29 protein-coding genes are annotated in these 25,020 nt (G+C 72.4%); 15 read left to right on the top strand and 14 right to left on the bottom strand.

All coding sequences use genetic code 11. From position 1 onward, the window contains the following. Positions 1 to 51: 51 nt before the first annotated feature. Positions 52 to 1,872, bottom strand: a complete 1,821-nt coding sequence (locus tag RMN57_RS21155) for an NHL domain-containing thioredoxin family protein (RefSeq protein ID WP_313764916.1) — start codon at positions 1,870 to 1,872, stop codon at positions 52 to 54. 83 nt (positions 1,873 to 1,955) lie between these two features. Here RMN57_RS21155 and RMN57_RS21160 point away from each other — a divergent pair, with 83 nt between their 5' ends. The 3 genes from RMN57_RS21160 (at position 1,956) to RMN57_RS21170 (ending at position 3,190) form a co-directional block, all read left to right on the top strand. Continuing rightward, positions 1,956 to 2,234 carry a hypothetical protein gene (locus RMN57_RS21160; protein ID WP_313764917.1) on the top strand — a complete coding sequence of 93 codons (279 nt, stop codon included), beginning with the start codon at positions 1,956 to 1,958 and terminating at the stop codon, positions 2,232 to 2,234. After that, positions 2,231 to 2,620: a twitching motility protein PilT gene (locus RMN57_RS21165; RefSeq protein ID WP_313764918.1), complete on the top strand. Its 390-nt coding sequence runs from the start codon at positions 2,231 to 2,233 to the stop codon at positions 2,618 to 2,620. Before RMN57_RS21160 ends, RMN57_RS21165 begins: the two co-directional genes overlap by 4 nt. Positions 2,621 to 2,704: 84 nt before the next feature. Further along, on the top strand, positions 2,705 to 3,190 hold the full coding sequence (locus RMN57_RS21170) for an LURP-one-related family protein (RefSeq protein ID WP_313764919.1): 486 nt from the start codon (positions 2,705 to 2,707) through the stop codon (positions 3,188 to 3,190). A gap of 64 nt (positions 3,191 to 3,254) precedes the next feature. On the opposite strand, the gene RMN57_RS21175 is transcribed toward RMN57_RS21170, so the two are convergent. Together RMN57_RS21175 and RMN57_RS21180 are read right to left on the bottom strand one after the other, a co-directional pair. Then, complete coding sequence (locus tag RMN57_RS21175) at positions 3,255 to 4,484, bottom strand: glutathionylspermidine synthase family protein (protein ID WP_313764920.1); 1,230 nt, start codon at positions 4,482 to 4,484, stop codon at positions 3,255 to 3,257. A 5-nt stretch (positions 4,485 to 4,489) separates the two neighbouring features. Beyond that, complete coding sequence (locus RMN57_RS21180; protein WP_313764921.1) at positions 4,490 to 4,873, bottom strand: hypothetical protein; 384 nt, start codon at positions 4,871 to 4,873, stop codon at positions 4,490 to 4,492. A gap of 124 nt (positions 4,874 to 4,997) precedes the next feature. On the opposite strand from RMN57_RS21180, the gene RMN57_RS21185 reads away from it, so the two are divergent. Beyond that, complete coding sequence (locus tag RMN57_RS21185) at positions 4,998 to 5,420, top strand: DUF350 domain-containing protein (RefSeq protein WP_313764922.1); 423 nt, start codon at positions 4,998 to 5,000, stop codon at positions 5,418 to 5,420. A gap of 37 nt (positions 5,421 to 5,457) precedes the next feature. Here RMN57_RS21185 and RMN57_RS21190 read toward each other — a convergent pair whose 3' ends face one another. Then, complete coding sequence (locus RMN57_RS21190; RefSeq protein WP_313764923.1) at positions 5,458 to 5,856, bottom strand: helix-turn-helix domain-containing protein; 399 nt, start codon at positions 5,854 to 5,856, stop codon at positions 5,458 to 5,460. Between the two features lie 96 nt (positions 5,857 to 5,952). On the opposite strand from RMN57_RS21190, the gene RMN57_RS21195 reads away from it, so the two are divergent. Beyond that, complete coding sequence (locus tag RMN57_RS21195) at positions 5,953 to 6,843, top strand: NAD(P)-binding domain-containing protein (protein ID WP_313764924.1); 891 nt, start codon at positions 5,953 to 5,955, stop codon at positions 6,841 to 6,843. 65 nt (positions 6,844 to 6,908) lie between these two features. On the opposite strand, the gene RMN57_RS21200 is transcribed toward RMN57_RS21195, so the two are convergent. Then, complete coding sequence (locus tag RMN57_RS21200; RefSeq protein ID WP_313764925.1) at positions 6,909 to 8,009, bottom strand: aldo/keto reductase; 1,101 nt, start codon at positions 8,007 to 8,009, stop codon at positions 6,909 to 6,911. Positions 8,010 to 8,301: 292 nt separating this feature from the next. Between RMN57_RS21200 and RMN57_RS21205 the strand changes: the two genes are divergently transcribed. The 4 genes from RMN57_RS21205 (at position 8,302) to RMN57_RS21220 (ending at position 11,770) form a co-directional block, all read left to right on the top strand. Continuing rightward, positions 8,302 to 9,393, top strand: coding sequence for a hypothetical protein (locus tag RMN57_RS21205; RefSeq protein ID WP_313764926.1), 1,092 nt, complete (start codon positions 8,302 to 8,304; stop codon positions 9,391 to 9,393). Positions 9,394 to 9,438: 45 nt separating this feature from the next. Then, positions 9,439 to 10,221, top strand: coding sequence for a hypothetical protein (locus RMN57_RS21210; protein ID WP_313764927.1), 783 nt, complete (start codon positions 9,439 to 9,441; stop codon positions 10,219 to 10,221). A 49-nt stretch (positions 10,222 to 10,270) separates the two neighbouring features. Then, on the top strand, positions 10,271 to 10,702 hold the full coding sequence (locus tag RMN57_RS21215; protein WP_313764928.1) for a hypothetical protein: 432 nt from the start codon (positions 10,271 to 10,273) through the stop codon (positions 10,700 to 10,702). A 141-nt stretch (positions 10,703 to 10,843) separates the two neighbouring features. Beyond that, positions 10,844 to 11,770, top strand: a complete 927-nt coding sequence (locus RMN57_RS21220) for a class I SAM-dependent methyltransferase (protein WP_313764929.1) — start codon at positions 10,844 to 10,846, stop codon at positions 11,768 to 11,770. Positions 11,771 to 11,810: 40 nt separating this feature from the next. Here RMN57_RS21220 and RMN57_RS21225 read toward each other — a convergent pair whose 3' ends face one another. The 3 genes from RMN57_RS21225 to RMN57_RS21235 all read right to left on the bottom strand — a co-directional run bounded on the left by RMN57_RS21225 (position 11,811) and on the right by RMN57_RS21235 (position 13,054). Continuing rightward, the gene (locus RMN57_RS21225; RefSeq protein ID WP_313764930.1) at positions 11,811 to 12,254 is read right to left on the bottom strand and encodes a DUF6087 family protein; all 444 of its coding nucleotides are present in this window, start codon (positions 12,252 to 12,254) and stop codon (positions 11,811 to 11,813) included. Between the two features lie 86 nt (positions 12,255 to 12,340). Further along, positions 12,341 to 12,661: a multidrug efflux SMR transporter gene (locus RMN57_RS21230; RefSeq protein ID WP_313764931.1), complete on the bottom strand. Its 321-nt coding sequence runs from the start codon at positions 12,659 to 12,661 to the stop codon at positions 12,341 to 12,343. A 60-nt stretch (positions 12,662 to 12,721) separates the two neighbouring features. Continuing rightward, the gene (locus tag RMN57_RS21235; RefSeq protein ID WP_313764932.1) at positions 12,722 to 13,054 is read right to left on the bottom strand and encodes a multidrug efflux SMR transporter; all 333 of its coding nucleotides are present in this window, start codon (positions 13,052 to 13,054) and stop codon (positions 12,722 to 12,724) included. 124 nt (positions 13,055 to 13,178) lie between these two features. Here RMN57_RS21235 and RMN57_RS21240 point away from each other — a divergent pair, with 124 nt between their 5' ends. Next, the gene (locus RMN57_RS21240; protein ID WP_313764933.1) at positions 13,179 to 13,631 is read left to right on the top strand and encodes a MarR family transcriptional regulator; all 453 of its coding nucleotides are present in this window, start codon (positions 13,179 to 13,181) and stop codon (positions 13,629 to 13,631) included. 23 nt (positions 13,632 to 13,654) lie between these two features. Then, complete coding sequence (gene cutA / locus RMN57_RS21245) at positions 13,655 to 13,987, top strand: divalent-cation tolerance protein CutA (protein WP_313764934.1); 333 nt, start codon at positions 13,655 to 13,657, stop codon at positions 13,985 to 13,987. Between the two features lie 105 nt (positions 13,988 to 14,092). On the opposite strand, the gene metG is transcribed toward cutA, so the two are convergent. The 3 genes from metG to RMN57_RS21260 all read right to left on the bottom strand — a co-directional run bounded on the left by metG (position 14,093) and on the right by RMN57_RS21260 (position 17,228). Continuing rightward, entirely contained in the window at positions 14,093 to 15,823 is a 1,731-nt protein-coding gene (metG, locus tag RMN57_RS21250) for a methionine--tRNA ligase (RefSeq protein WP_313764935.1), read from the bottom strand. Positions 15,824 to 16,172: 349 nt separating this feature from the next. After that, on the bottom strand, positions 16,173 to 16,367 hold the full coding sequence (locus tag RMN57_RS21255) for a DUF397 domain-containing protein (protein WP_313764936.1): 195 nt from the start codon (positions 16,365 to 16,367) through the stop codon (positions 16,173 to 16,175). Between the two features lie 6 nt (positions 16,368 to 16,373). Further along, positions 16,374 to 17,228: a helix-turn-helix transcriptional regulator gene (locus RMN57_RS21260; RefSeq protein WP_313764937.1), complete on the bottom strand. Its 855-nt coding sequence runs from the start codon at positions 17,226 to 17,228 to the stop codon at positions 16,374 to 16,376. Positions 17,229 to 17,541: 313 nt separating this feature from the next. Between RMN57_RS21260 and RMN57_RS21265 the strand changes: the two genes are divergently transcribed. Continuing rightward, complete coding sequence (locus RMN57_RS21265) at positions 17,542 to 17,958, top strand: ATP-binding protein (RefSeq protein WP_345328637.1); 417 nt, start codon at positions 17,542 to 17,544, stop codon at positions 17,956 to 17,958. Positions 17,959 to 18,080: 122 nt separating this feature from the next. Here RMN57_RS21265 and RMN57_RS21270 read toward each other — a convergent pair whose 3' ends face one another. Together RMN57_RS21270 and RMN57_RS21275 are read right to left on the bottom strand one after the other, a co-directional pair. Further along, complete coding sequence (locus tag RMN57_RS21270) at positions 18,081 to 18,683, bottom strand: GNAT family protein (RefSeq protein WP_313764939.1); 603 nt, start codon at positions 18,681 to 18,683, stop codon at positions 18,081 to 18,083. A 124-nt stretch (positions 18,684 to 18,807) separates the two neighbouring features. Then, the gene (locus RMN57_RS21275; protein ID WP_313764940.1) at positions 18,808 to 20,091 is read right to left on the bottom strand and encodes an adenylosuccinate synthase; all 1,284 of its coding nucleotides are present in this window, start codon (positions 20,089 to 20,091) and stop codon (positions 18,808 to 18,810) included. A gap of 126 nt (positions 20,092 to 20,217) precedes the next feature. Between RMN57_RS21275 and RMN57_RS21280 the strand changes: the two genes are divergently transcribed. The 3 genes from RMN57_RS21280 to purM all read left to right on the top strand — a co-directional run bounded on the left by RMN57_RS21280 (position 20,218) and on the right by purM (position 24,219). Continuing rightward, positions 20,218 to 21,099: a diacylglycerol kinase gene (locus RMN57_RS21280; protein ID WP_313764941.1), complete on the top strand. Its 882-nt coding sequence runs from the start codon at positions 20,218 to 20,220 to the stop codon at positions 21,097 to 21,099. Between the two features lie 370 nt (positions 21,100 to 21,469). Then, positions 21,470 to 23,053 (top strand): amidophosphoribosyltransferase, encoded by a 1,584-nt coding sequence (gene purF / locus RMN57_RS21285; RefSeq protein ID WP_313764942.1) that lies wholly within the window; start codon positions 21,470 to 21,472, stop codon positions 23,051 to 23,053. An 80-nt stretch (positions 23,054 to 23,133) separates the two neighbouring features. After that, positions 23,134 to 24,219: a phosphoribosylformylglycinamidine cyclo-ligase gene (gene purM / locus RMN57_RS21290; RefSeq protein ID WP_313764943.1), complete on the top strand. Its 1,086-nt coding sequence runs from the start codon at positions 23,134 to 23,136 to the stop codon at positions 24,217 to 24,219. Positions 24,220 to 24,448: 229 nt separating this feature from the next. Here purM and RMN57_RS21295 read toward each other — a convergent pair whose 3' ends face one another. Continuing rightward, a complete protein-coding gene (locus RMN57_RS21295; RefSeq protein WP_313764944.1) occupies positions 24,449 to 24,706 on the bottom strand; it encodes a DUF3073 family protein in 258 nt (85 codons plus the stop codon). Positions 24,707 to 25,020: the final 314 nt, after the last annotated feature.

The following is a 25,020-nucleotide window of genomic DNA, read 5'->3' on the forward strand; positions in this document are numbered from 1 at the left end:
CGGCGGAGGGGAGAACCTCCGCCGGGCCCTTCGACGTGCTTCGTCCGGTGCCTACTCCATGCCGGCCAGGACCAGCGGCAGCCGGCTCGCGCCGTCGGCGACCAGCTTCACCGGCACGCCCCAGTCCTGCTGGTGGACGTGGCAGGACGGGTACTCGATCTCCGGGTCGTCGTCGCAGGACGCGGCCATCGCCGAGACGTGCAGCACGCCCTCGGCCACCTCGTCGGAGAGCACCAGCTCGCGGGTGAGCGCCGTGTCGGCGCCCGCGCCGGAGACCAGCAGCTCGGGCGGGGTGGAGCTGACCAGCAGCCGGGTGGAGGGGCCGTAGCGCTCGTCCAGCTTCTGGCCGGTGGGCGCCCGGAAGACCACGTCCAGCGTGAACGCGCCGGGTGCGACCTCGGTGGCGGCCCGCTGGGTGCGGTGCGCGACCGACTTGACCCGGACGGCCTCCTCGGGCAGCCGCAGCCTGGTCAGCCGGTGGCGGGCCGACTCCACCACCACGATGTCGTCGTCCACCAGCAGGGCGCCGGAGGGCTCGCGCAGGTCGGTGGCCAGCGTGGTCACCTCGCCGCTCGCCGGGTCGAAGCGGCGCAGCGCGTGGTTGTAGGTGTCGCTGACGGCCACCGAGCCGTCGGGCAGCACGGTGACGCCCAGCGGGTGCTGGAGCAGCGCCTGGTCGGCGGCGCCGTCCCGGTGGCCGAAGTCGAACAGACCGGTGCCGACGGCGCTGTGGACGGTCCTGGTTTCACGTGAAACCCACCGCAGCGCGGAGGTCTCCGAGTCGGCCACCCAGAGCCGCTCGCCGTCCGCCGAGACGGCGAGGCCGGACGGCTGGGCGAACCACGCCTCGTCGACCGGGCCGTCGACCAGGCCCTCGTTGGTGGTGCCGGCGGCGACCGCGACGGTGCCGGCGGCGGGGTCGAAGGCCCAGAGCTGGTGGACGCCGGCCATGGCGATCCAGACCCTGCCGTCGAACCACGCGACGTCCCAGGGCGAGGAGAGGTCCACCTCGCGGGCCGGCCCCTCGGTGGCCGAGCCCTGCCACCACTGCCGGCCGGTGCCGGCCAGGGTGGTGGTGCGGCCGTCGCTCAGCCGGACGCCGCGCAGCGCGTGGTTGACGGTGTCGGCCACGATCACGTCGTGGTCGAGTCCGGCGCCGGCCGGCACCAGGACCAGGCCCTGCGGCTCGCTGAACCGCGGGCTGGTGCCGTCGACCAGGCCGCGCACGCCGTCGCCGATCCGGCGGACGACGGTCTCGCCGTCCTCGGCCAGCTCGACCAGCGAGTGGTGGCCGGAGTCGGCGACCAGGAAGTGCCCGTTCGGCAGCCGGACGGCCTTGCCGGGGAACTTGAGGTCGCCCGCGGTGGGCTCCGGAGCCACGTACGGGCCGTCGCCGCGCCGCAGCGTGCCCTTGGCGGCGTGCTCGGCCTCCAGCTCCTCCACCAGCCGGGCGATCGCGTGCGCGTGCCCCTCGCCGGCGTGCTGGGCGACCACGTAGCCCTCCGGGTCGATCACCACCAGCGTCGGCCAGGCCCGCACCGCGTACTGCTTCCAGGTCGCCAGTGCCGGGTCGTCCAGCACCGGGTGGTGCACCTCGTACCGCGCCACGGCGTCCACCACGGCCTGGTGGTCGGCCTCGTGGACGAACTTGGGCGAGTGGACGCCGACGATCACCACGGTGTCGCGGTGCTTCTCCTCCAGCTCGCGCAGCTCGTCCAGGACGTGCAGGCAGTTGATGCAGCAGAACGTCCAGAAGTCCAGTACCAAAATGCGACCTCGAAGGTCGGCAAGGGTGAGGTTCTTGCCGCCGGTGTTGAGCCATCCACCGGCGCCGACCAGTTCAGGGGCGCGGACACGTGCACGAGAAGCCATGGACACATCCAACCCCACGATTCGGGTCAGCATTCCGAGTGAAGTGGGTGGACCGCGGTCCGGGGCTGTATTACGGTTGGAATATGAGTGAGAAGGCCAAGCTGAGCATCAGCCTCGAAGAGGAGCTCGGGGCGAGACTGCGGGCCGTCGCCGCGCAGCGCCAAGAGCAGATCTCCACCGTGGTGACTCACGCCCTGGTGGACTACTTCACCAATGAGGAACGTCGACTGGACGGCTTGGCGGCCATGGCCGAGTACCAGCACGAGTACGGGGCTTTCACCACCGAGGAGCGCCGAGCCGCTTCAGAACGGGTCGACGAGCTGATGGGCTGGACCGCCACATCGGAGCGGCAAAGCGCGTGAACGCGATCGTCTATGACTCCGGGGCATTGATCGCCGCGGAGAAGAACGACCGGGCTTTCGTGGCCCTGCACGAGACCTTTCTCTCCGCCCGTGTCCGGCCGTTGGTGCCAGCGGGCGTCCTGGCTCAGGTGTGGAGCGCCAGGCCGTCCTCGGCGGTCCTCCACCGGGTGCTGCGGGGCTGTGAGGTCCTTGCACTGACAGAGGAGCGGGCCAAGGCGGCAGCCGAACTCTGTCACCGTGCGGGCAGCCGCGACGTGGTGGACGCGAGTGTCGTCGTGGCAGCCATCGAGCATCTCGACGCGCCGATCCTCACCGACGATCTCGGAGACATCGGGCAACTCGTCGAGGTCTCCGGCCATACCCGCATCAAGGCGGCCCGCCCGTAGCTGACGCGCGCGGCGGTGCTTCCCGGATCGGGGTGGATCGGGTCGAATGGCGGGCGGGGGCACGTCCACGCCCGAGGAGGCACTGTGCGGTACCTGGTCAGGGAGAAGCTGTTCGCGATCGGCGACGACTACTGGATCGAGGACGAGCGCGGGAACAAGGCGTTCCTGGTGGACGGCAAGGTGCTGCGGCTGCGGCACACCTTCGAGCTGAAGGACGCCGACGGCCGGGTGGTCGCGGTGGTGCGGGAGAAGGCCTTCACCGTCCGGGACGCGATGCGGATCGAGAACGCCGACGGCGACACCGTGGCCACCGTGCGGGAGAAGCTGTTCACGCCGTTCCGCGACAAGTACCGGGTGGAGCTGGCCGGCGGCGGCGAGCTGGAGATCCACGGGGACCTGATCGACAAGGACTACCGGATCGAGGACGAGCACGGAGCCGAGCTCGCCCGGATCTCCCGTAAGTGGTTCCGGATCCGGGACAGCTACGGGGTGGAGATCGCGGACGGGGCCGACACGGCGCTACTGCTGGCGGTCGCCGCCTGCGTGGACCACCTGGCCGAGGAGGACTGACCCCGGTGGGGCGCCGGAGGCGGTGCCCCGGGCCCCGGCCCCCGGCCCCCCCGGCACCCCGGCCTCAGACGATGATGTGCGGCAGGAAGCGGGCACCCTGGTGGGTGATCGGGCTGTCGTCCGTCTCGCGGATGCCCAGGCCCGCCGCCTCGCCGTCGACCACCCACGTGCCGAGCACCGGGCGGTTGCCGTCGAAGTCGGGCAGCGGGTGGAGCTGCTGGTAGCAGTGGCCCTCGGCGCCGTAGCGGTCCGGGTCGCCGGCCCAGTCGGCGAGCCGGGTCTCCCGGCCGCCCGGCTCGACGATCCGGACGCCCGCGCCCTCGCGGCCGAGCAGCGGCTTGGCCGCGTAGCCGGGGCCGCCCGGGTCGGCGAGTTCGCGCGGGCCGTCCAGGTAGGCGGGCAGCAGGTTGGGGTGGCCGGGGTAGAGCTCCCAGAGCACCGCCAGCAGCGCCTTGTTGGAGAGCAGCATCTTCCAGGCCGGCTCGATCCACAGGGTGGAGCCGGTCCGGCCGCCGTGGTCGAGGACGTCCAGCAGTTGCTCGCCGAACTCGTCCGAGGCCAGCCACTCCCACGGGTACAGCTTGAACGCGGCGCGGACGAAGCGGTGTTCGAGGTCGACGAAGCGGCCGGAGAGGCCGTCCCAGCCGATGTCCTCCATGGCGATGCCGACCGTCTCGATGCCGGCCTGCTCGGCGCACTCCTGGAGGTAGAGGGTGGTCATCCAGTCCTCGCCCTCGGTGTCGCCGCGCGAGTGCGCGAAGTGCACCGGGCCGGGCGGCAGCAGGTGCTTCTGCCGCGCCCAGGACTCCACCAGCCGCTCGTGCAGCGAGTTCCACTGGTCGGCGTGCGGGAACCGCTCCTCCATCCAGAACCACTGCGGACCGGCCGCCTCGATGAGCGAGGTCGGGGTGTCGGCGTTGTACTCGAACAGCTTGGCCGGGCCGGTGCCGTCGTACGCGAGGTCGAACCGTCCGTAGAGGGAGGGCTGTTCGGCGCGCCGCCGCCAGGACTCGGCGACCGCCGCGGCCAGCCGGGGGTCGGTGATGCCGTAGTCGGCGAAGCGGCCGGTGCGGACCACGTGGTCGGCGGCGGCCAGGCACATCCCGTGCAGCTCCTCGACCACCTCCTCCAGCGCCTCCACCTCGGGCAGCGAGAACTCGTAGTACGCGCTCTCGTCCCAGTAGGCGTGCGGGCCGCCCTGGTTGCACGGGTCCGAGCACATGGCGTAGATCAGGCCCTGGGACTCGACCGTGGCCAGCCAGTCCGGGCGCGGCGGGACGGTGCGTCGGCGCATCGCGGTCAGCCCCCGCCCGAGCCGCTGGAGCCGGACGGGCAGCCGAAGCCGCCGCGCTTGGTCGCGGCCTTGTCGAAGGTGCCGCCGATCGCGGTGGTGCCGCCGGAGCCGCAGTAGTACCAGCGGCCGGCCGCCGCGCTCGTGCCGCCGCCCGTGCAGGAGTGGCTGTCCAGCACCTTCAGCGTGGAGGGGTCGACGCAGCGGCTCGGCGGATTGCCGCCGCCGGAGGAGGCGCAGCCGGAGAGGGCCAGGGCGAGGGTGCCGACCATGCCGAGGGTGACGAATCCCGAGCGGCGGCGGGCCAGCGGCGCCGGATCGCCGGCTCCGGCGGTGGTCGCGGCGGTCGGGGTGGCCCGGGTGGCCGTGGTGGCGGGCGGTGGCGGCGTCATGGCGCTCGATGGTACGCGTGGGGTGGGATGGTACGGCAGGGGCCCCGGTCCCCTGACCGGATCCGGGGGGCATGGGATATCTTTTGCCGATCCTTGACCGTTGGACCCGGGGGGTCAGACACCCATGAACGACATCCTGCACGGCCTCGGTGCGGCCGCCGCCTTCGGCGCCGTCGGCGTGGTGCTGCTGCTCCTCGGCATCGTCCTGGTGGACGTGCTGACGCCGGGCAAGCTCGGCCACCAGATCTGGACCGAGCGCAACCGCAACGCCGCCGTGCTGCTCAGCTCGGCGCTGCTCGGCATCGGGGGCATCGTCTTCACCGCGATCCTCTACACCTACGAGGACTTCGGGAAGGGCCTGGTCTCCACCGCCTGCTTCGGCCTGCTCGGACTGGTGCTGATGGCGGTCGCGTTCTGGGTGGTGGACCTGCTGACGCCGGGCAAGCTCGGTGCCATCCTGGTCGACCCCGAGCCGCACCCCGCGGTCTGGGTGTCGGCCAGCTGCAACCTCGCGGTGGCGGCGATCGTGGCGGCCTCGATCGCCTGAGCCGGCCCGGGCGGCGCGTCCGGCCCGGCCGGGCGCGCTACGCCTCCGCGGCCCGGGGCGCCGCGGCCCGTGCCGCCGCGCCCCGGGCCTCGGCCGGGTGCGCAGGTACGCCGCGTACGTGCGCGCGGCCCCAGGCGCCCAGCGGGGCCAGCGCCTCGTTGAGCTGCCGGCCGGCCCCCGTCAGCGTGTACTCCACGCGCGGCGGCACCTCGTCGTACGCCTCGCGGTGCACGATGCCGTCCGCCTCCAGCTCGCGCAGGTGGGCGGCGAGCACCTTCTCGGTGATGCCCGGCACCAGGCGCCGCAGTTCGCCGAAGCGGCAGCCCGGCCGCTCCCCGAGCGCCCACAGGATCAGCACCTTCCACTTGCCGCCGATGACGTCCATCGCGGCGTCGATCCCGCAGACGTACGCACCCGGCCTCGGCACCGTCGCCATGCCCCACCCTCCCGACCTGCTCGCTCACCCCAGGGTAACCACCCACTCCGAAGTGGGTACTTGATGGCCGGTCGGGCCGCGGCGAGGCTGATCGGCATGGCAGAGAACACCGTTGACCACGCTGCGAAGACCCCCGTCACCCTGCTCGGACTCGGCGCGATGGGCGCCGCCCTGGCCCGGACCTGGCTGGCCGCCGGCCACCCGCTGACCGTCTGGAACCGCACCCCGGCCCGGGCCGAGCCGCTCGCCGCCCTGGGCGCCGCCGTCGCCGCCACGGCCGCCGAGGCGGTCGCGGCCGGCCGGCTGGTGGTGGTCTGCCTGCTCGACGACGCGTCCGTGGCGCAGGCGCTCGACGGCGCCTCCCTGGCCGGCCGGGACGTGGTCAACCTCGTCACCAGCACCCCCGCCCAGGCGCGGGCGCGGGCCGAGTGGGTCCGCGAGCGCGGCGCCCGCTACCTCGACGGCGGGATCATGGCCGTCCCGCCGATGATCGGCATCCCGGCGGCGGGGCCGTACGTCTTCTACAGCGGCTCGCCCGGGCTGTTCGCCGAGCACCGCGACACCCTGGCCGTCCCGGCCGGCACCACCTGGGTCGGCGAGGACCCGGGCTTCGCGGCGCTGTACGACGTGGCGCTGCTGAGCGCGATGTACGGGATGTTCGCCGGGGTCGCGCACGCCTTCGCGCTGATCGGCGAGGAGAAGGTCGCGCCGACCGAGCTGGCCCCGCTGCTGTCGTCCTGGCTCACGGCGATGTCCGGGTCGGTGGCGAAGACCGCCGAACAGCTGGAGAGCGGCGACTACACCAGCGGCGTGGTCTCCAACCTCGCCATGCAGGTGGCGGGCACACCGACCTTCATGCGCACCGCCGAGGAGCAGGGCGTCAGCGCCGAGCTGCTGGAGCCGTACTTCCGGCTGATGCGGCGCCGGCTCGCCGCGGGCAGCGGGGAGGAGGACCTCGTGGGCGTGGTCGACCTGCTGCGGCGGTAGCCGGGCGGGCGGCGGCCCGGCCGCGGCCTCCCCGCCGCCCGGCCGCCCCGGTCGTCCCCGGCGCGTCAGCCGGCCGCGGTCTCCCCGGCGGCGGTCTCCCCGACCACCGGGTCGCCGGCGGCGCGGTCGGTGACCGGGCGGCGGCGCAGGGCCGGGTCGTTCAGCGCGGGCGGCTGCCAGACGCCGTCCGGGTGGTAGACGTTGGTGCCGGGCGGGACGACGGCGTCGATGCGGTCGAGCACCGCGTCGTCGAGGACCAGGTCGGCGCCCTTGAGCGCGGCCGCCAGCTGCTCGGCGGTGCGCGGGCCGATGATCACCGAGGTGACCGCCGGGTGCGCCAGTGGGAAGGCCAGGGCCAGCTCGGGCAGGGTGCGGCCGAGGTCCTCGGCGATCGCGGCCAGTCCCTCGACCGCGTCCAGCTTGGCGGCCGTGCCGGGGAGCGCCGGGTCGAAGCGGGCCGGGTGCAGCGCGGCCCGGCCGGTGCCGAGGTCGATCGGGCGGCCCTTGCGGTAGCGGCCGGTGAGGAAGCCGGAGGCGAGCGGACTCCACGTCAGCGCGCCCATCCCGAGCCGCTGGACGACCGGCAGCACGTCCCGCTCGATGCCCCGGGCGAGCAGCGAGTAGGGCGGCTGCTCGGTACGGAAGCGCGGCAGGCCGCGCTTCTCGGCGACGTGGTGGGCCTCGACGAGCTGTTCGGCGGGGAAGGTCGAGCAGCCGAAGGCGCGGATCTTGCCGGCCCGGACGAGGTCCCCGAGCACGCCGAGGGTCTCCTCGATGTCGGTGCGGTGGTCGGGCCGGTGCACCTGGTAGAGGTCGATCCGGTCGGTGCGCAGCCGGCGCAGGCTCTCCTCCACCTCCTGGACGATCCAGCGCCGCGAGTTGCCGCCGCGGTTGCGGCCGTCGCCCATCGGGAAGTGCACCTTGGTCGCGAGCACCACGTCGTCGCGGTTGCCGCGGCTCTGCAGCGCCTTGCCAACGATCTCCTCGGACTCGCCCGCCGAGTACATGTCGGCGGTGTCGACGAAGTTGACGCCCTGGTCGAGTGCGGTGTGGATGATCCGGGCGCAGTCGTCGTGATCGGGGTTGCCGATCGCGCCGAACATCATGGTTCCGAGGCAGTAGGCGCTCACCTCGATGCCGGTGCCGCCGAGGACGCGGTATCGCATGGTTCAAGTCCCCCTAGTCAGGAATCTGCTCAGTGGAGTCCGGTGCCGGGAGCCGGGGTGCCGGGAGCCCGAGGTCCGGAGTCCGCCGGTGGCAGCCCCGTCGGCAGCGGTCCGCCGCCGCTGCCGGTGCCCGCGCGGTGGGAGCGCTCGGGGCCGTCCGGTGGCTCCGACCATAGGAGTTGGAGTGCGCTCCAACGCAAGGGGTTTCCGGTGGGGCCGTCCCCCGGGCGGGGGAGCGGGTTCCCCTCCCCGGGGGAGGGCGCCGGCGGGCGGCCGGTGCGAGCTTGGGCGCATGACAGCGATCGAGGGGCGGACGGCGCAGCCGGGCGCGACCGGGCGGACCGGGCTGACCGGCAGCGGTACGGGCGTGGCCGTGTGGGGCGTCGCCTACGCGGTGTTCGGCACGGTCTGCGCGGTGACCGGGACACCGCTGTTCGGCACCGACCGGCTGGGGTGGGCGGTCGCGGCGGTGGGCGCGGCCGCGGCGGCGGCCGGGGCGGTCGCGTCCCGCTCGGCCCACGCCGCCCCGGCCCACCGCGGGGTGCTGCGCCCGGTCCTGCTGACGCTCTGCGGCCTGGCCGGCGCGGCGGCGTTCGGCCTGCTGATGGACGTGATCACGCTGCTCTTCAGCCAGGCCGTGGACAGCGGTCCCGGCGCGGCCCTGCACGCCCTGTCGGCACTCGGCGCCCTGCTGCTGGCGGCCACCGCCCACCCGGCCCGCACCGCCGGTGCCGCCGACGCCCGTGCCGCGGCTGCCGGTGCCGCCGCTGCGGCCGCCCGCACCGGCCGGCCGCAGCCGTCGGCGGCCTCCGGCCCGGTCCAACTGGCCGCACTCGCCGCGAGCCTGGCCTTCGTCCCCTACGTCGGGATGAAACTGACCTGGGCGTTCGGCGGCACCTTCGCGGGCGTCAGCGGCGCCGAGATGCGGGCCGCCGCCGAACGCAACGGCGCCTCCGGCCTCTGGCTCACCCTGGAGTCCTGGGGCGTGGACGCCACCGCCCTGCTGGCGGCGCTCGGCGTCTTCCTGCTCTGGGGCCTGGTCCGGCCGTGGGGCCAGGTCTTCCCGCGCTGGACCCTGCTCCTGCACGGGCGCCGCGTCCCCCGCTGGCTCCCGCTCACCCCCGCCCTGCTCGGCGCCGCCACGCTCGCCCCGTACGGCCTCGTCGGCATCGGCTACGCGGCGCTGGCCACCACCGGTCTGGTGACGGTCCCGCTCGGCGACTTCCCGACCGAGGCCGACGTCCTACTGGTCTGCTGGATCGGCCTCGGCGCCTTCGCCGTCTACGGCGTCGCCCTGGCCGCCGCCGCCCGCTCCTACTGGCACCGCACCGCCACCGGCCCCCTTCCGCCACGAGCCCTTGAGCCCACCCCCGGGCGTGCCTAGGATCGCGGAGCGGTCAGTGGGGCGGGGCGAGGGCGAGGGGCGCGAGTGACGGCTACTCAGCGGATGCGGATCGTCGACGGCACATTGAAGTTCTTCGCGTTCGTGTTCGGTTCCGGGGCGTTCGTCTTCAGCACCCTGGCCGGCTCCAACAGCGGGCGGCAGGTGGAGTTCATCCTCTACGGCATCGCCACCACCGGCCTGACCGTGCTGGTCGGATCGGTGGAGGCACGGCGCGCGCGGACGGTGCACGGGCGGGTCGAGGCGCTGGCCCGGGAGACGTCCCGCGGTCTGAACGAGCTGGTGACGGCGCTCGCTCCGGGAGCCACCTTCACCGCCAACATCAGCGGCATCCTGGCCGCTTCGGGGGATCCGAGAGCCGAGCGCGGGCGGCTCGACCAGGCCGTCGCGGCGGCCGCCGCGCGGATCCACCACTCCTGCCGCGGGGCCTACTACTCGTGGGACCCGGCGACCACGACCTTCACCTGCCGCGGGCGCTCCCTCGACTCGGCGTCCCCCGTGGAGCGGATCGGCCCCGGTGACTTCGGCATCGGCGCCCTGCGCAAGGTCGTCACCACCGGCCGGGTGTTCCGCCGCACCCGCACGAAGTCCTACTTCCGGGGCAACGTCCCCGGCACTCCGGCCGACGACGCGGTGGTGATCGTCCGGGTGCAGGCGGGGAACGTGCCGCTCGGCGTGCTCGCCGTGGACGCGAAGACGGACTCCTGGAGCGACGTCTTCAGCGAGCCAGACCAGCAGGAGTTCAGCGACCAGAACGTCCGGCAGCTGCTGGTGCTGGCCGATCTGCTCGCCGGTGGGCTGGCCCGTTGAACCCGAGACCACGAGGGGCCGGCGACGCCGGATCCGCGAGGAGGAGCGTGTGAGCAGCGGCTACAACGCGGTGCCCGACGGGCCGCGGCGGCGGGGCTTCCGCCGGCGGGCGGTCCGGGTGGAGCGGGACTGGGAGGAGGGCGACATCGAGCCCTACTTCTTCGACCCGGGGGAGTTCACCGGGAGCGGCGGCGAGGGGGACGCGGCCGCGCAGATCGAGGAGATCCACCGGAGCCTGCCGGGCAGCCGGCTCGGGCTCTCGTACGCGGTCCTCGGCTCGGCCGCGCTCGCGTTGCTGCTCTGGCTGTACTCCCACACCGTGTGGGCCTTCGCACCGGCCGGACTGGCGGTCCTGGCGACGGGGGTGCTGGCCTGGTTCCACGTGACGGACCGGGCCGACCGGGCCCGGCGCCGGGCGGCGCTGCTCGGCCGCGGTTTCCGGGAGGATCCCGGGTTCGAGGCCGAGTTCCGGGAGCGCTGAGGCCCGCCGCTCGGGGGCTCCGGGTCGGGCCGGTTTTGCGGAAGTGGCAACTGTGCTTGCCGCTGGTGCAGGGGCGGGCGCAGCCTGGCGGTGGAGGTGGCCGGTACGGGCGGCACCCCACCCACCGTGAGGGAGGACGGCATGACCAACCACGAGCAGCGCGACGGCCACGGCCACGGCCACGGGCAGGCCCACGGACACACCCATGCCTGCGGCCGCGGGGCGGCCGGCGTCGAACCGGACTGGGACGCCCTCGCCGCCCACCTGGAGCGTGAGGGCGAGCTGCACGCTCCCGCGTTCACCCGGGCCGCCGGGTGGCTGCACGAGCTGCGGGGCGGCGCCGTGGTCGAGCGGGTGCTGGACGTCGGCAGCGGCCCGGGCGTGGTCGCGGGCCTGCTGGCGGACGCCTTCCCGGGCGCCGAGGTGGTCGCCGTCGACCGGTCGGCCGCCCTGCTGGAGCGGGCCCGGGCCCGCTCGTCCGGTCGGGTCGCCACCCGGCAGGCCGACCTCCCGGCCGACTTCGGTCTGCTCGGGGCGGCCGACCTGATCTGGTCCTCGCAGGCCGTCCACCACCTGGGCGACCAACAGGCCGCGTTGACCGCGCTGGCCGGCTCGCTGCGCCCCGGCGGTCTGCTGGCCGTCGCCGAACGCGGGCTGCCGCTGCGGTTCCTGCCGCGGGACATCGGACTCGGCCGCCCCGGTCTGCAGGCCCGGTTGGACGCGGCCCACGAGGACGCGTTCAGCCTGATGCGCGCCGAACTCCCCGACACCACCCCCGTGGTGGAGGACTGGCCGGCGATGCTGGCCGAGGCCGGCCTGGTCCCGGCCGGCAGCCGGACCTTCCTGGCCGAGTGGCCGGCCCCGCTCGACCGGCAGGCCCGCGAGCACCTGCACGGGCACCTGCTCCGGCGCCGGGACCAGCTCACCGGGCAGCTGGACGCGGAGGACCTCGCGACCCTGGACGCCCTGCTGGACCCCGACGCGCCCGCCGGCATCCTCGCCCGTCCGGACGCCTTCTTCCTCGTCGCCGTCACGGTGCACACCGCCCGGGCGGGCGAGGCGTCCTGACGCCGCGGGGCGTCCGGGACCCGGGCCCGAGGGGGAGCGCCTAGCGTTCCGGTTTGCGGTGCCGGCCGGTGCCCTCGCGCGGGACCGGCACCACCGGGACGGTGTCGCCCTGCGGCATCGCGCCCGCGCTGCCGGTCCGGGCGCCGCTGTCGGCCCCGGGGGCTCTGCCGTCCTCGGAGTCGTCCTTGGAGTCCGCCCCGGCGTCGGCCTCGGCGTCGGTGTCGGTGTCGGCTCCGGCGTCTGCCCCGGCACCGCTCCCGGAGCGGGTGATCAGCGCGTACGCCGCCGCGTAGTTCGCCGCGACGCCGACCGGCCGCCACACGTAGCCGTCCCACTCGACCACCAGCCGCGGTACGTCGAGGTGGACGTGCGCCCCGCGGCGCGGCCCGGTGGCGAGCGTGATGGCGTCCCGGGTGCCGGGCGCGCGCCGGCGGCCCGCCCGCCGTGCGTACCATTCGGCCAGGGGCTCGTCCTCGGCGCTCACCGCCACCTCCCTCACGTCGGCCCCGGCCAGTCTTGCCGACGGGGGAGGGCGGGTCGAGTCCACGATCGAGTGAAACCGACGGCCGGTCAGATGCCGGACGCCAGCTTCAGGGTGATGGCGCCGGCGATGATCGAGGCGAACGAGAGCAGCTTGGGCAGGGTGATCCGCTCCTTGTAGATCAGGGCGCCGAAGAGCACGGTGCCGATCGAGCCGAGCCCGGTCCAGATGGTGTAGCCGACGCTGACGTCCAGCGTCCGCAGCGCGAGGCTGAGCGTGAAGATGCCGCCGGCGGCCGCGAGCAGCGTGAGGACGGACGGCCAGAGCTTGGTGAAGCCCTGCGTGGCGTTGGTGCCGAGGGCGAAGGCGATCTCGAAGACGACGGCGATCGCGAGGAAGGTCCAGGCCATGGTGGCGTGCTCCTTGGTGGAGTGGGGCGTGGGGTGGCGGGTCGCGGGTGACGGGGCGGGTCAGGCGTTCGCGCCGAGCCGGTCGGAGAGCTTCAGCCCGAGCACTCCGCCGATGATCAGGACGAAGGCGGCGACCTTCCCGGCGTTCATCGACTCGTCGAAGATCACGGTGCCCAGGACGACGGTGCCCACCGAGCCGATCCCGGTCCAGACGGTGTAGCCGACGCCGACGTCGAGGGTCTTGAGGGCGAGGCTGAGGAAGAAGATCCCGCCGGCGGCGGCCGCGGCCGTCAGCAGGGACGGGCCCAGCTCCGTGAAGCCGTGCGTGGCGTTGGTGGCGAGGGCGAAGACCACCTCGAAGACCGAGGCGATGAGCAGGTGGATCCAGGCCATGGAACGAAACCCCCCGGGTTCACTGTCCTTGCATGCATGTATGTGCAAATTGATTGGAACTGGGCAAGAGCATGCATGTACAAGTAACCTGTGTCAACCGTCCCAGCCGTCAGGAGCCGCCCCGATGCCCACGGAACCCACCCCCACCAGCGGTGATTCGGACGCCAGGATGTGGAGCAGGCTGACCGCGCTGCACGCCCAGGTGGAGACCCGGCTCGCCGCCGCGCTGCAGCGCCGGCACGGCCTCGGGCTCTCCGAGTACCGCGCCCTCGGCCTGCTCGCCGAGGCGCCCAGGGGCGAGCTGCGGATGCAGGACCTCGCCGCCGGCCTCGGCCTCAACCAGAGCTCCGTCACCCGCCTGGTCGCCCGCCTGCACGCGGCGGACTTCACCTACCGGGACGCGTGCCCCGACGACAAGCGCGGTGTCTACACGGTCATCACCGACCCAGGCCGCGCCCGCCGCCAGGAGGCCCGCGCGACCTACGAGGAGACCCTCGGCACGGCCCTCGACGAGGCGGCCGCCGCCGCCCCCGACCTCGCCCCGCTGCTCGACACCGCTCGCCGCTCCCTCGGCTGACCGGCGCGCGGTACGGTCGCGGCATGCCGGCAACCACCCCTGACGTCGTCGTGGTGACCACCACCCACGAAACCGAGGACAAGGCGCGCGCCCTCGCCGCCGCCGTCGTCCGCGCGCGCCTGGCCGCCTGTGCGCAGATCCACCCGGTCCGCTCGCTCTACTGGTGGGACGGCGAGGTGCAGGACGGCCCCGAGTGGCGCGTGGACCTCAAGACCCGCGCCGACCTCGCCGACCGCCTCACCGCCTTCATCGGTGCGCACCACGACTACGACACCCCGGAGGTCGTCGTCGTCCCGGTGACCGCCGGCAGCCCGGCCTACCTCGACTGGGTGGCCGCGGAGACCGCTGCGGGCTGAACCGACCGGAAACGGCCCGGCCTCCCCGCCGTGCACGACGGCGGGGAGGCCGGGCCGTTCTCGTTCCTCCGGGAGCCCTGCTCTCGGGCCTGGCCCCGTTCGGGCCTACTCGCCGCCGCCGAAGCGGGCGGTCCAGGCGGCCAGGTCCTCGTCGGTGATCTTCGCGAAGAGCACCGGCGGCACGGTGAAGGCCGTCCCGGCCGGCACGGCGTCCAGCGCGCGGGCCTCGTCCGCGCTCACCCACCGCCGGGTCCGCGCCGGGGCGTCCTCGGCGAGCGCGAACGCGTCGCGCATCGCGCCGGCCGCGGTCGGGATGAACGGCTCGGAGACCACCGCGTAGAGGTGGATCAGGTTCATCGCCGTCCGCAGGGTCAGCGCGGCCGCCTCCGGGTCCGTCTTCACCTGCTTCCAGGGCGCCTTCTCGTCCAGGTACGAGTTGCCCGCGCTCCACAGCGTGCGCAGGCTCTGCGCGGCCTTGCGGAAGTTCAGCGCGTCCAGCTGGGCCTCGTACTCGGCCAGCAGCTCGGCGATCTGCGCACCCAGCCGCTCCTCGGCCTCGCCCGCCGCGTGCCCGGCGGGGACGTCGTCGCCGAACCGCTTGCGGCTGAACGAGAGCACCCGGTTGACGAAGTTGCCGAGGGTGTCGGCGAGGTCCTTGTTGACGACGGAGGCGAAGAGGTCCCAGGTGAAGCTGGAGTCGTCCGACTCGGGGGCGTGCGCCATCAGGAAGTAGCGCCAGTAGTCGGCCGGCAGCAGCTCCAGCGCGACGTCGGTGAAGATGCCCCGCTTCTGGCTGGTGGAGAACTTCCCGCCGTAGTACGTCAGCCAGTTGAAGGCCTTGACGTAGTCGACCTTCTTCCACGGCCGGCGCGAGCCCAGGATGGTCGCCGGGAACATCACCGTGTGGAACGGGACGTTGTCCTTGGCCATGAACTCGGTGTAGCGGACGGTCTCGTCGGCCTCGTACCACCAGGACTTCCAGTCCCGGAGCTCGCCGGCGGGCGCCGCGTCCGCCCACTCCTTGGTGGCGCCGATGTACTCGATCGGGGCGTCGAACCAGACGTAGAAGACCTTGCCCTCGGCCGCCAGCTCCGGCCACACGTCGGCCGGCACCGGCACGCCCCACTCCAGGTCGCGGGTGATCGCACGGTCCTGCAGGCCCTCGGTCAGCCACTTGCGGGCGATCGAGGAGGCGAGCACCGGCCACTGGTCGCCGTGCTCCCCGACCCACGCCTCCACCTGCTCGGTCAGCTTCGACTGGAGCAGGAACAGGTGCTTGGTCTCCCGGACTTCGAGGTCCGAGCTGCCGCTGATCGCCGAGCGGGGCTCCAGCAGGTCCGTCGGGTCGAGCACGCGGGTGCAGTTCTCGCACTGGTCGCCGCGCGCCTTGTCGTAGCCGCAGTGCGGGCAGGTGCCGACGATGTAGCGGTCCGGCAGGAAGCGGCCGTCGGTGATCGAGTACACCTGGCGGATCGCCCGCTCCTCGATGAAACCGTTGGCGTGCAGCTCGCGGGCGATCTCCTGGGTGATCTCCCGGTTCTGCGGCGACGAGCTGCGCCCGAAGTAGTCGAACGAGAGCCGGAAGCCGTCGTAGACCGCCTTCTGCTGGTCGTGCGCCTGCGCGCAGAACTCCGCCACCGGCAGCCCGGCCTCCTGCGCGGCCAGCTCGGCCGGCGTCCCGTGCTCGTCGGTGCCACAGATGTAGAGCACGTCGTGCCCGCGCTGGCGCAGGTAGCGGGAGTAGACGTCCGCGGGGAGCATGGACCCGACCATGTTGCCCAGGTGCTTGATCCCGTTGATGTACGGAAGGGCGCTGGTGATCAGGTGCCGAGCCATCCTCGGATGCTCCAATTTCTCCTGCACGCACCCCTACCCCGGAGTGCCGTGACAGGCGCAGGGTCTGGGGGCCGCAACGGGAGCCCGGCACACGCGCCGACTCCCGGGCTGCCTCACAGAGCGGAAGTCCACTGTGGGCAGCCCCGAGTCTATCGAGGCCGGGGGCGGTGCTCCCGCCCATTTCGCGTCTCGGACACCGGGAGCGGTACGGGAGGGCCACCCGCTGCCCCTCAGTGCAGGAACCCGGGCCGTCCGCGGTCGGCGCGGACGGCCCGAATGTCGGCAGTTACGCCGGGTTCTGTCTGCCGGCGGCCCCTTGCGAGGCGCAAGGGGCCGCCGAATGATTCGGCTAGAGGTCGACGAAGTGGTCGAACTCGCCGGCCTGGACGCCCTTGACGAAGGCGTCCCACTTCTGGGGGGTGGTGCGGACGATGATCTCGGCGGTGTCCGACTCACGGATCTCGATCATGCCGTCGTCGGCGGCGCGGACCTCGATGCACTGATTGCTGTTCCCGCTTATGGACGACTTCTGCCAGTTGGTCATGTCGTACTAGCCTTTCAGCTCCGTGAGTATCCGGTGGATGAAGTCGCGGGAGTCCTCGGAGTTGAGGGCAGTGGCATCGGACTCCGCAACGACTGCCCGATACGACTCCAGCTCCGCTGCCGAGTGGATGAACTGAGGGCCCTGGGTGAGGTCGATCTGCACGGTGTCCAGTTCGGGCACTGGCCCCTGCGCGAGGAACAGGTCCTCTCCGGAGCCGGGGTACGTGTCGACGCTGAACGGGATGGCGCGGACGGTGACCCCGGGACGGTCGCTGTCGTCGAGCAGGCTCCCGAGTTGGTCGCGAAGGACTTCGGGCCCACCGAACTGCATGCGCAGGGCGGCCTCGTGAACGAACGCGACGAGCGGTTTCCGCCCGTCGGCGATGATCTGCTGGCGCTCGACGCGGAAGGCGGTCCGGACGTCGGCATCATGGCGAGGTAGTGGCGGCCGGAGCCTCGCGAACATGGACGATGCGTATCGGCCGGTCTGAAGCAGCCCTGGGATCGACGTCGTATTCAGGACGAGCAGGGACTCGGCGTGGTGTTCCAGCTCCGCGATGTCGAGCATCCCGTGGGGGACTCGGCCTCGAAAGCTGTGCCACCAGTACTTGCCGCGGTCGTGTGTCATCAAGCCGAGCGCCTCGATGAGCGAGACATTGGTGCATTTGCACGCGACTGCCCACGAGCGGAGACGATCGGCACTGATCCCCGACTTCCCGTTCTCCATTTGCGAGATCTTGGGCGCGTCGGTGCCCAGAGCCGTTGCCATGGCCGCGGGGGTCATTCCTGCGTGCTCGCGCATCTTGCGCAACTCGATGCCGAGGCGCTGCTGGCGCACGGTCGGTGACAGGCGTGGGGGCACGCTTCTCTCCCTTCTGGCGATGGTTCCGGTGCAGTCTGCCGTCAGAGCCGCTGGGGGTCCACCGGAATGGGGCCCCCTTGGAGAGGGGTCCCCCGATGGGGTGAACTGAACCTAGCTCAGTAGCAAATCTTCTACTGAAGAACCTATCGTCGGTCGGGCAAGGGTTACTGACGCATCGTCGGAGAATCCCGAAGCGCACGCCGGACTGGTGGTTGCAGGCGGCCGACGCCTGCCCGCATGTCGTCGGCAGGGGCAGGCCACGGGCGACAGCCCCGCGTAAGCGTTTTCACCTCAACCGGACTGGAGAACTGCCATGTCCCTTCCCTGCCTTCGCCCTCCCTCGGCCGAGTCCGCCGGGGAGTTCAGGCTCGACCTCTTCCCGCCAACCGCCCCGCAAGTCGCGGGGGTGCTCCGCCGGCTCCTGCGGGACATGCTCGGTTCCGTCGGGCTCGACCACGACGCGCCCTGCCTCATCCTCTCCGAGCTCGTGACGAACGCCCTCGTGCACGGTGGCGGCGCACCGGCCGTCGTGCTCGAACTCCGCGGCGGCAGGCTCTACATCACGGTCTCGGACGCCTCCCCCGTCCCCGTCGTCCGCCGGGCCCCGGACGACGCACGAACCGGCGGCCGGGGGCTTGACCTCGTGGACGCGCTTGCCGATGAATGGGGTGTGGAACTCATCGGGTCGTATGGCAAGGCAGTCTGGGCCATTTCGGCGGTCAGTGTCTGATGGCCGTCCTGCTGCTGGCCGGGTTGTTCGTCTCGCTGCTCTTCATGGGTTGGCTGGCCTGGGTGGTCAACTCCCAGCCCCGGACGAGACGCTCGTCCACCTCCGGGGAGAAGTAGGCGCGATCAGCCGGCAGCGAGGCGCTCGGTCAGTCGCTCGCGCGCGGCCGGCCACTCGTCCCCCAGCATCGAGAAGTACGCGGTGTCGCGCCAGACGCCGTTCGCCCGCAGCCTCTCCCGTCGGTGGGTGCCCTCGTACTGCGCGCCCAGCCGCTGGATCGCGTTGCGGGAGCGGTCGTTGAGCGCGTCCGTCTTCCACATCACCCGGCCCATGCCCAGCTCGTCGAAGGCGTACGTGAGCAGCAGCAGCTTGGACTCGGTGTTCACCGCCGTCCGCCAGACCGACCGGGCGTACCAGGTGCCGCCGATCTCGACCAGTTCGTCGACGGCGCTGAAGTCGTAGAACCCGGTGATGCCCACGGCGCGCCCGCTCGCGAGGTCGATCACCGCGAACTTCACCGCCGTCCCCGCCTCGACCTCCGCCAGTCGGATGTCGAGGACCGCGCCCAGCTCCTCCTCGGAGGTCGGCGGGAGGAACGGGATCCAGCGCCAGACGTCCGGGTCCGGACCGACGGCGGCCCAGAGGTCGGGCAGGTGGTCCCGGCTCAGCGGCTCCAGTCGCACGTGGCGGCCGGTCAGGGTCACGGATGCAGGCAGCTTCGCAGTCATGATCCCGAAGGTAGCGGGACTCTGCACTAGATGCAATGGATCTCTGCACTAGTGCAAAGGCGTCCAGGCAAGGGGAAGGCCCTGCGGGACGGATCCCGCAGGGCCTTCGCGAACCTCGGTCGGCTCAGATGAACGAGTTGATCTGGATCGTCTCGTCCCGGCCCGGGCCGACGCCGATCGCCGAGATCGGCGCGCCGGACATCTCCTCCAGCGCCTTCACGTACGCCTGGGCGTTCTTCGGCAGCTCGGCGAAGGTCTTCGCCTTGCTGATGTCCTCGTTCCAGCCCGGCAGCGTCTCGTAGATCGGCTTGGCGTGGTGGAAGTCCGACTGGTTGTACGGCAGCTCCTCGACGCGGCGGCCGTCGATCTCGTACGCGACGCAGACCGGGATCTGCTCCCAGCCGGTCAGCACGTCGAGCTTGGTGAGGAAGAAGTCGGTCAGGCCGTTGACCCGGGTCGCGTAGCGCGCGATCACCGCGTCGAACCAGCCGCAGCGGCGGTCGCGGCCGGTGGTGACACCGCGCTCGCCGCCGATCCGGCGCAGCGCCTCGCCGTCCTCGTCCAGCAGCTCGGTCGGGAACGGGCCCGAACCGACGCGGGTGGTGTACGCCTTCAGGATGCCGATGACGCGGTCGATCTTGGTCGGGCCGATGCCGGCGCCGGTGCAGGCGCCACCCGCGGTCGGGTTGCTGGAGGTCACGAAGGGGTACGTGCCGTGGTCGACGTCCAGCAGGGTGCCCTGGCCGCCCTCCAGCAGGACGACCTTGTTCGCCTTCAGCGCCTCGTCCAGCACCAGCGTGGTGTCGGCCAGGAAGGGCTTGATCTTGTCCGCGTAGCCGAGGTACTCCTCCAGCACCAGCTCGGCCGGGATGGCGCGGCGGTTGTAGAGCTTGACCAGCAGCTGGTTCTTGTCGTGGAGCGCGGCCTCGATCTTCTGCTGCAGGATCGACTCGTCGAAGAGGTCCTGCACGCGGATGCCGACGCGGTTGATCTTGTCCGCGTAGGTCGGGCCGATGCCGCGGCCGGTGGTGCCGATCCGGCGCTTGCCGAGGAAGCGCTCGGTGACCTTGTCCAGGGTGCGGTGGTACGGCGTGATCAGGTGGGCGTTGCCCGAGATCAGCAGCTTGGAGGTGTCGATGCCGCGCTCGTTGAGACCGTTGAGCTCGGAGAGCAGTACGCCCGGGTCGATGACGACGCCGTTGCCGATCACCGGCGTCACATTCGGGCTGAGGATGCCGGAAGGCAGCAGGTGCAGGGCATACTTCTGGTCGCCGATGACCACCGTGTGACCGGCGTTGTTGCCACCCTGGTAGCGGACGACGTAGTCGACGGAGCCACCGAGGAGGTCGGTCGCCTTCCCCTTGCCCTCGTCCCCCCACTGAGCGCCAACGAGCACGAGTGCCGGCACAGGCGTACACCCCTTCCGGTTGGGGCATCCTGCGTAGGCCGCAGTCTGCCCCGAGATAGACGAAGCCCCTGGCGCAATAGCGCAAGGGGCTCTTGCACCGAGAGATTACCTGAGGAAGGACCGGTCGTGTCGTCCCTGTCCACGCCTGCATCCGGCGGCCCCGAGCCGCTCCTGCTGCTCCTCGACCCGGCGGCCCGGCAGACCGACGGCGAGTCGGTGCGGATCGCGAAGGACGTCCTCTGCGGAGGGGCGGACGTCAAGGTGGCCTATCCGGAGACCCCGTCCGAGCTTGACCGGGTCCTTTCGCACCGGGGTCGGCGGCGACCGGTCGTGATCGGTTCCGATCTCGCACTCCAGCGAGTGCTCCAAGCCCTGTACCGGCAGCGTGAGCTGGGCTCGGATCCGGTGGGCGTGGTTCCGGTCGGCCGTGCGAGCGAGCTGACGGCGGCCCGCGCGCTGGGCGTGCCGGGGGCTCCGGTGGCGGCGGCGCGGGCGGTGCTCTCCGGTGTGCCGCGCAAGCTGGACCTGCTGGTGGACGACGGGGGCGGCGTGGCGCTCGGCGGCGTGCGGATCGCGGGCGGCGGAGTGCGCCGGACGATGGGCCGCACGAGTGGCTGGCGTTCGCTATGGGCGAAACTGGCTGCGGCCGAGCAGGGGACCTCACTCACGTCCGCGGCCCGGGACCGGGGGGGCCAGGACCTCGCCGGCGGGCGGGCCGAGCACGGCTCCCGACTCCGGGTCGAGGCGGACGGCAGGCTGCTCGCCGACGTCCACCGCCCGGTGCGGGTGGTCCAGGTGACCCTGCCGTCCGGCGACGGGGCGGGCGCCGGCGTGATGGAGATCGTCGTCCGCGCACCGGGCGCCCTGGTGCGCGCCCGGGCGGCGACCGTCTCGGTGGCCGGGCGCGGGTTCGGCTACGAGGTGGACGGCCACCCGGTGGGGCCGGTGCGGGCGCGCACCTGGACGGTCCACCCCAGCGCCTGGGGTCTGCTGCTCCCGGCCGGGTAGCCGGCCCCACCGGGTAGCCTCCCCGCGGCGCCCGCCGCCCGCCCGCCCGGAAGGGGGAGGCCCCCCGCCCGGGACGGCGAGGCCCCGCCCCGACCGGCCGCGCCCCCACCCCGCCCGACCAGCCGCTCGCCCCGGGTGAGCAGGCTCACGTTGGCCGAACGCCCGGCGAACGCCGGGCGAAGCGCCGTCCGCACACGGAACGCCCCAACAAGCGCGAACCACAAGGCCAAGCGCCCCTCCGCCGAATTCCGGCATCCCGAAATCCGGCCGCGGTAAGGGGTTTTGTCTACGCGCGTTGCCGAGCGATCGCCCAGCAAACCCGGCCGGCCGGGTTCCGGAAGCCTGTGCCAACTGCCCTAGACTCGAAGGCGTGCCACGTGGTGACGGAAGACTCAACCACGATCTTCTTCCCGGTGAGAAAGGCCCCCAGGACGCGTGTGGCGTCTTCGGGGTCTGGGCTCCCGGCGAGGAGGTCGCCAAGCTCACGTTCTTCGGCCTTTACGCCCTGCAGCACCGCGGTCAGGAATCCGCGGGCATCGCAGTGAGCAACGGCTCCCAGATTCTCGTCTTCAAGGACATGGGACTCGTCTCCCAGGTCTTCGACGAGGCCTCGCTGGGGTCGTTGCACGGGCATATCGCCGTCGGACACGCCCGCTACTCGACCACCGGTTCCTCGGTCTGGGAGAACGCCCAGCCGACCTTCCGGGCGACCGTCAACGGTTCGCTGGCCCTCGGCCACAACGGAAACCTGGTGAACACCGCCGAACTGGCGGCCATGGTCGCCGAACTCCCCGGCGAGGAGCACGTCTCCCGCTCGGGCCGGACGGCCGCGACCAACGACACAGACCTGGTGACCGCTCTGCTCGCAGGCCACCCGGACCTCTCCATCGAGGAGACGGCCAAGGTCGTCCTGCCCAAGGTCAAGGGCGCGTTCTCGCTGGTCTTCATGGACGAGCACACGCTCTACGCCGCCCGCGACCCGCAGGGCATCCGCCCGCTGGTGCTGGGCCGGCTGGAGCGCGGCTGGGTGGTCGCCTCCGAGACGGCGGCGCTGGACATCTGCGGCGCCTCGTTCATCCGTGAGGTCGAGCCCGGCGAGCTCATCGCCATCGACGAGAACGGCATGCGCACCTCCCGGTTCGCCGAGGCCAAGCCCAAGGGCTGCGTCTTCGAGTACGTCTACCTGGCCCGCCCCGACACCTCGATCGCCGGCCGCAACGTGCACCTCTCCCGCGTGGAGATGGGCCGTCGCCTGGCGAAGGAGGCCCCGGTCGAGGCCGACCTGGTGATAGCGACCCCCGAGTCGGGCACCCCGGCCGCGATCGGCTACGCCGAGGCCAGCGGCATCCCGTACGGCTCCGGCCTGGTGAAGAACGCCTACGTGGGCCGCACCTTCATCCAGCCCAGCCAGACCATCCGCCAGCTCGGCATCCGGCTCAAGCTGAACCCGCTGCGCGAGGTCATCGAGGGCAAGCGCCTGGTGGTCGTGGACGACTCGATCGTCCGCGGCAACACCCAGCGGGCGCTGGTCCGGATGCTGCGCGAGGCCGGCGCCGCCGAGGTCCACATCCGGATCTCCTCGCCGCCGGTGAAGTGGCCCTGCTTCTTCGGCATCGACTTCGCCACCCGCGCGGAGCTGATCGCCAACGGCATGACGGTCGAGGAGATCGGCCGCACGCTGGGCGCCGACTCGCTCGCCTACATCTCGATCGACGGCATGATCGAGGCCACCAAGCAGCCGAAGGACCGGCTCTGCCGGGCCTGCTTCGACGGTGAGTACCCGATGGAGCTGCCGGACCCGGCGCTGCTCGGCAAGCTCCTGCTGGAGGCCGAGATCAAGGGCGGCCAGCAGCCGCCGGCGGTCCGCGGCAAGCCGACCAGCGGCAGTGACCTGGACGGCGTCCAGTCGCTGCTCGGCGGAGCGGGCGCGGCCGACGCCCTGCGCCGCCCGTAGTACCTCTCGGTGGGGTCCCGGAACCCGGGGCCCCACCGCTGTTCCAACCCCCCACCTCGACCCGAAAGGGCCGCACCGCAGTGACCACGAACCAGAACGGCGCCACCTACGCCGCCGCCGGCGTCGACATCGAGGCGGGCGACCGCGCCGTCGAGCTCATGAAGCAGTGGGTCAAGAAGGCCAACCGCCCCGAGGTGGTCGGCGGCCTCGGCGGCTTCGCCGGGCTCTTCGACGCGTCCGCCTTCAAGCGCTACGAGCGGCCGCTGCTGGCCTCGGCCACCGACGGTGTGGGGACCAAGGTCGCCATCGCCGCCGCCATGGACAAGCACGACACGATCGGCCACGACCTGGTCGGCATGGTCGTCGACGACCTGGTGGTGTGCGGTGCCGAGCCGCTGTTCATGACCGACTACATCTGCGTCGGCAAGGTCGTCCCGGAGCGGGTCGCCTCGATCGTCAAGGGCATCGCGGAGGGCTGCGCCCTGGCCGGCTGCGCCCTGGTCGGCGGCGAGACCGCCGAGCACCCGGGCCTGCTCGGCCCGGATGAGTACGACGTCGCGGGCGCCGGCACCGGCGTGGTCGAGGCGGACGCGCTGCTCGGGGCGGACCGCGTCCGCGCCGGCGACGTGGTGATCGCCATGGCCGCCTCCGGCCTGCACTCCAACGGCTACTCGCTCGTCCGCCACGTGCTGCTGAACGAGGCCGGCTGGAAGCTGGACCGCAAGGTCGAGGAGTTCGGCCGCACGCTCGGCGAGGAGCTGCTGGAGCCGACCCGGATCTACTCGCTGGACTGCCTGGCGCTGACCCGCGCCACCGAGGTCCACGCCTTCTCGCACGTCACCGGCGGCGGGCTGGCGGCCAACCTGGCCCGAGTCATCCCGGACGGCCTGCACGCCCGCCTGGACCGCGGCACCTGGACCCCGCTGCCGGTCTTCCAGACCGTCGCCTCGGTCGGCAAGGTCGCCACCCTGGAGATCGAGAAGACGCTGAACATGGGCGTCGGCATGGTCGCGGTCGTCCCGCCGCACTCGGTGGACGTCGTGCTGTCGATCCTGGAGGACCGCGGCGTCGAGGCGTGGCTGCTGGGCGACATCGTCGAGCGCACGGACGAGCACGACGGCGGCGCGGCGCTCTACAACGCGTACGAGGGCTTCACGGCCGGCTGAGCCGACCCGCCGCCGGGCCGCGGCCGGCAACAACGACGAAGGGCCTCCCCGCAGCTGCGGGGAGGCCCTTCCGTGCATCCGACGGCGTTCCTCGCGGGGTTCCTCGCGGGACCGGTGCGCGGGCCCACGCGCGCGCTACCGAGCGTCGCGCCCGGGCCGACCGTGCGCGGGAACGCCGAAAACCGGCCCGGCGCCCTGGGCGCCCGGACCGGTCAGGCCAGACTGGTGACTACGCGCGACGGCGGGCCTGGGAGGGCCCGGTGTCGGAATCCGCGCCGTCGTCCTCGTCGACGTCGGCGTAGCGAGCCGCGTACTCCGCGTAGGGGTCGTCGTCCTCGTCCTCCTCGATCGGCTCAGGCTCGATCGAGGCGGTGGAGGGCGATACGCCCAGCTCGCTGGAGAGACGATTGGCGTCGAACCCGCCGCTGTTGTACTTCAGCTCGCGGGCGACCTTCGTCTGCTTGGCCTTGGCCCGGCCGCGCCCCATGGGTCGACCCCCTCAACGATGGGGCTCACGGCCCCGAGTCTGACACGTGTTTATGATCAAGAGCGGCCTGCCCGAATGGGGAGAACCGTCCCTTGGAGCATTAACGGTACCTGTTTCCGCCGCCGGACGGTACGTCGTCGGTGTGACGTGGCGCGCACCGACAGCACCCGCGACCGGGTCTTCCCAGGTCAGGGGAGGTTTTGCGGCAGTTTGCACGCTGTCCGGAGGTATCTGAGGTCCGTCGTTCCCGGATTGATTATCCCCCCAAGGGGGACCTCGGATCACCCGATCGGGCGCAGAAGTGAGAATCCGGT

Source organism: Kitasatospora sp. CM 4170 (genome assembly GCF_032110285.1).
GTDB classification, from domain to species: Bacteria; Actinomycetota; Actinomycetes; order Streptomycetales; family Streptomycetaceae; genus Kitasatospora; species Kitasatospora aburaviensis.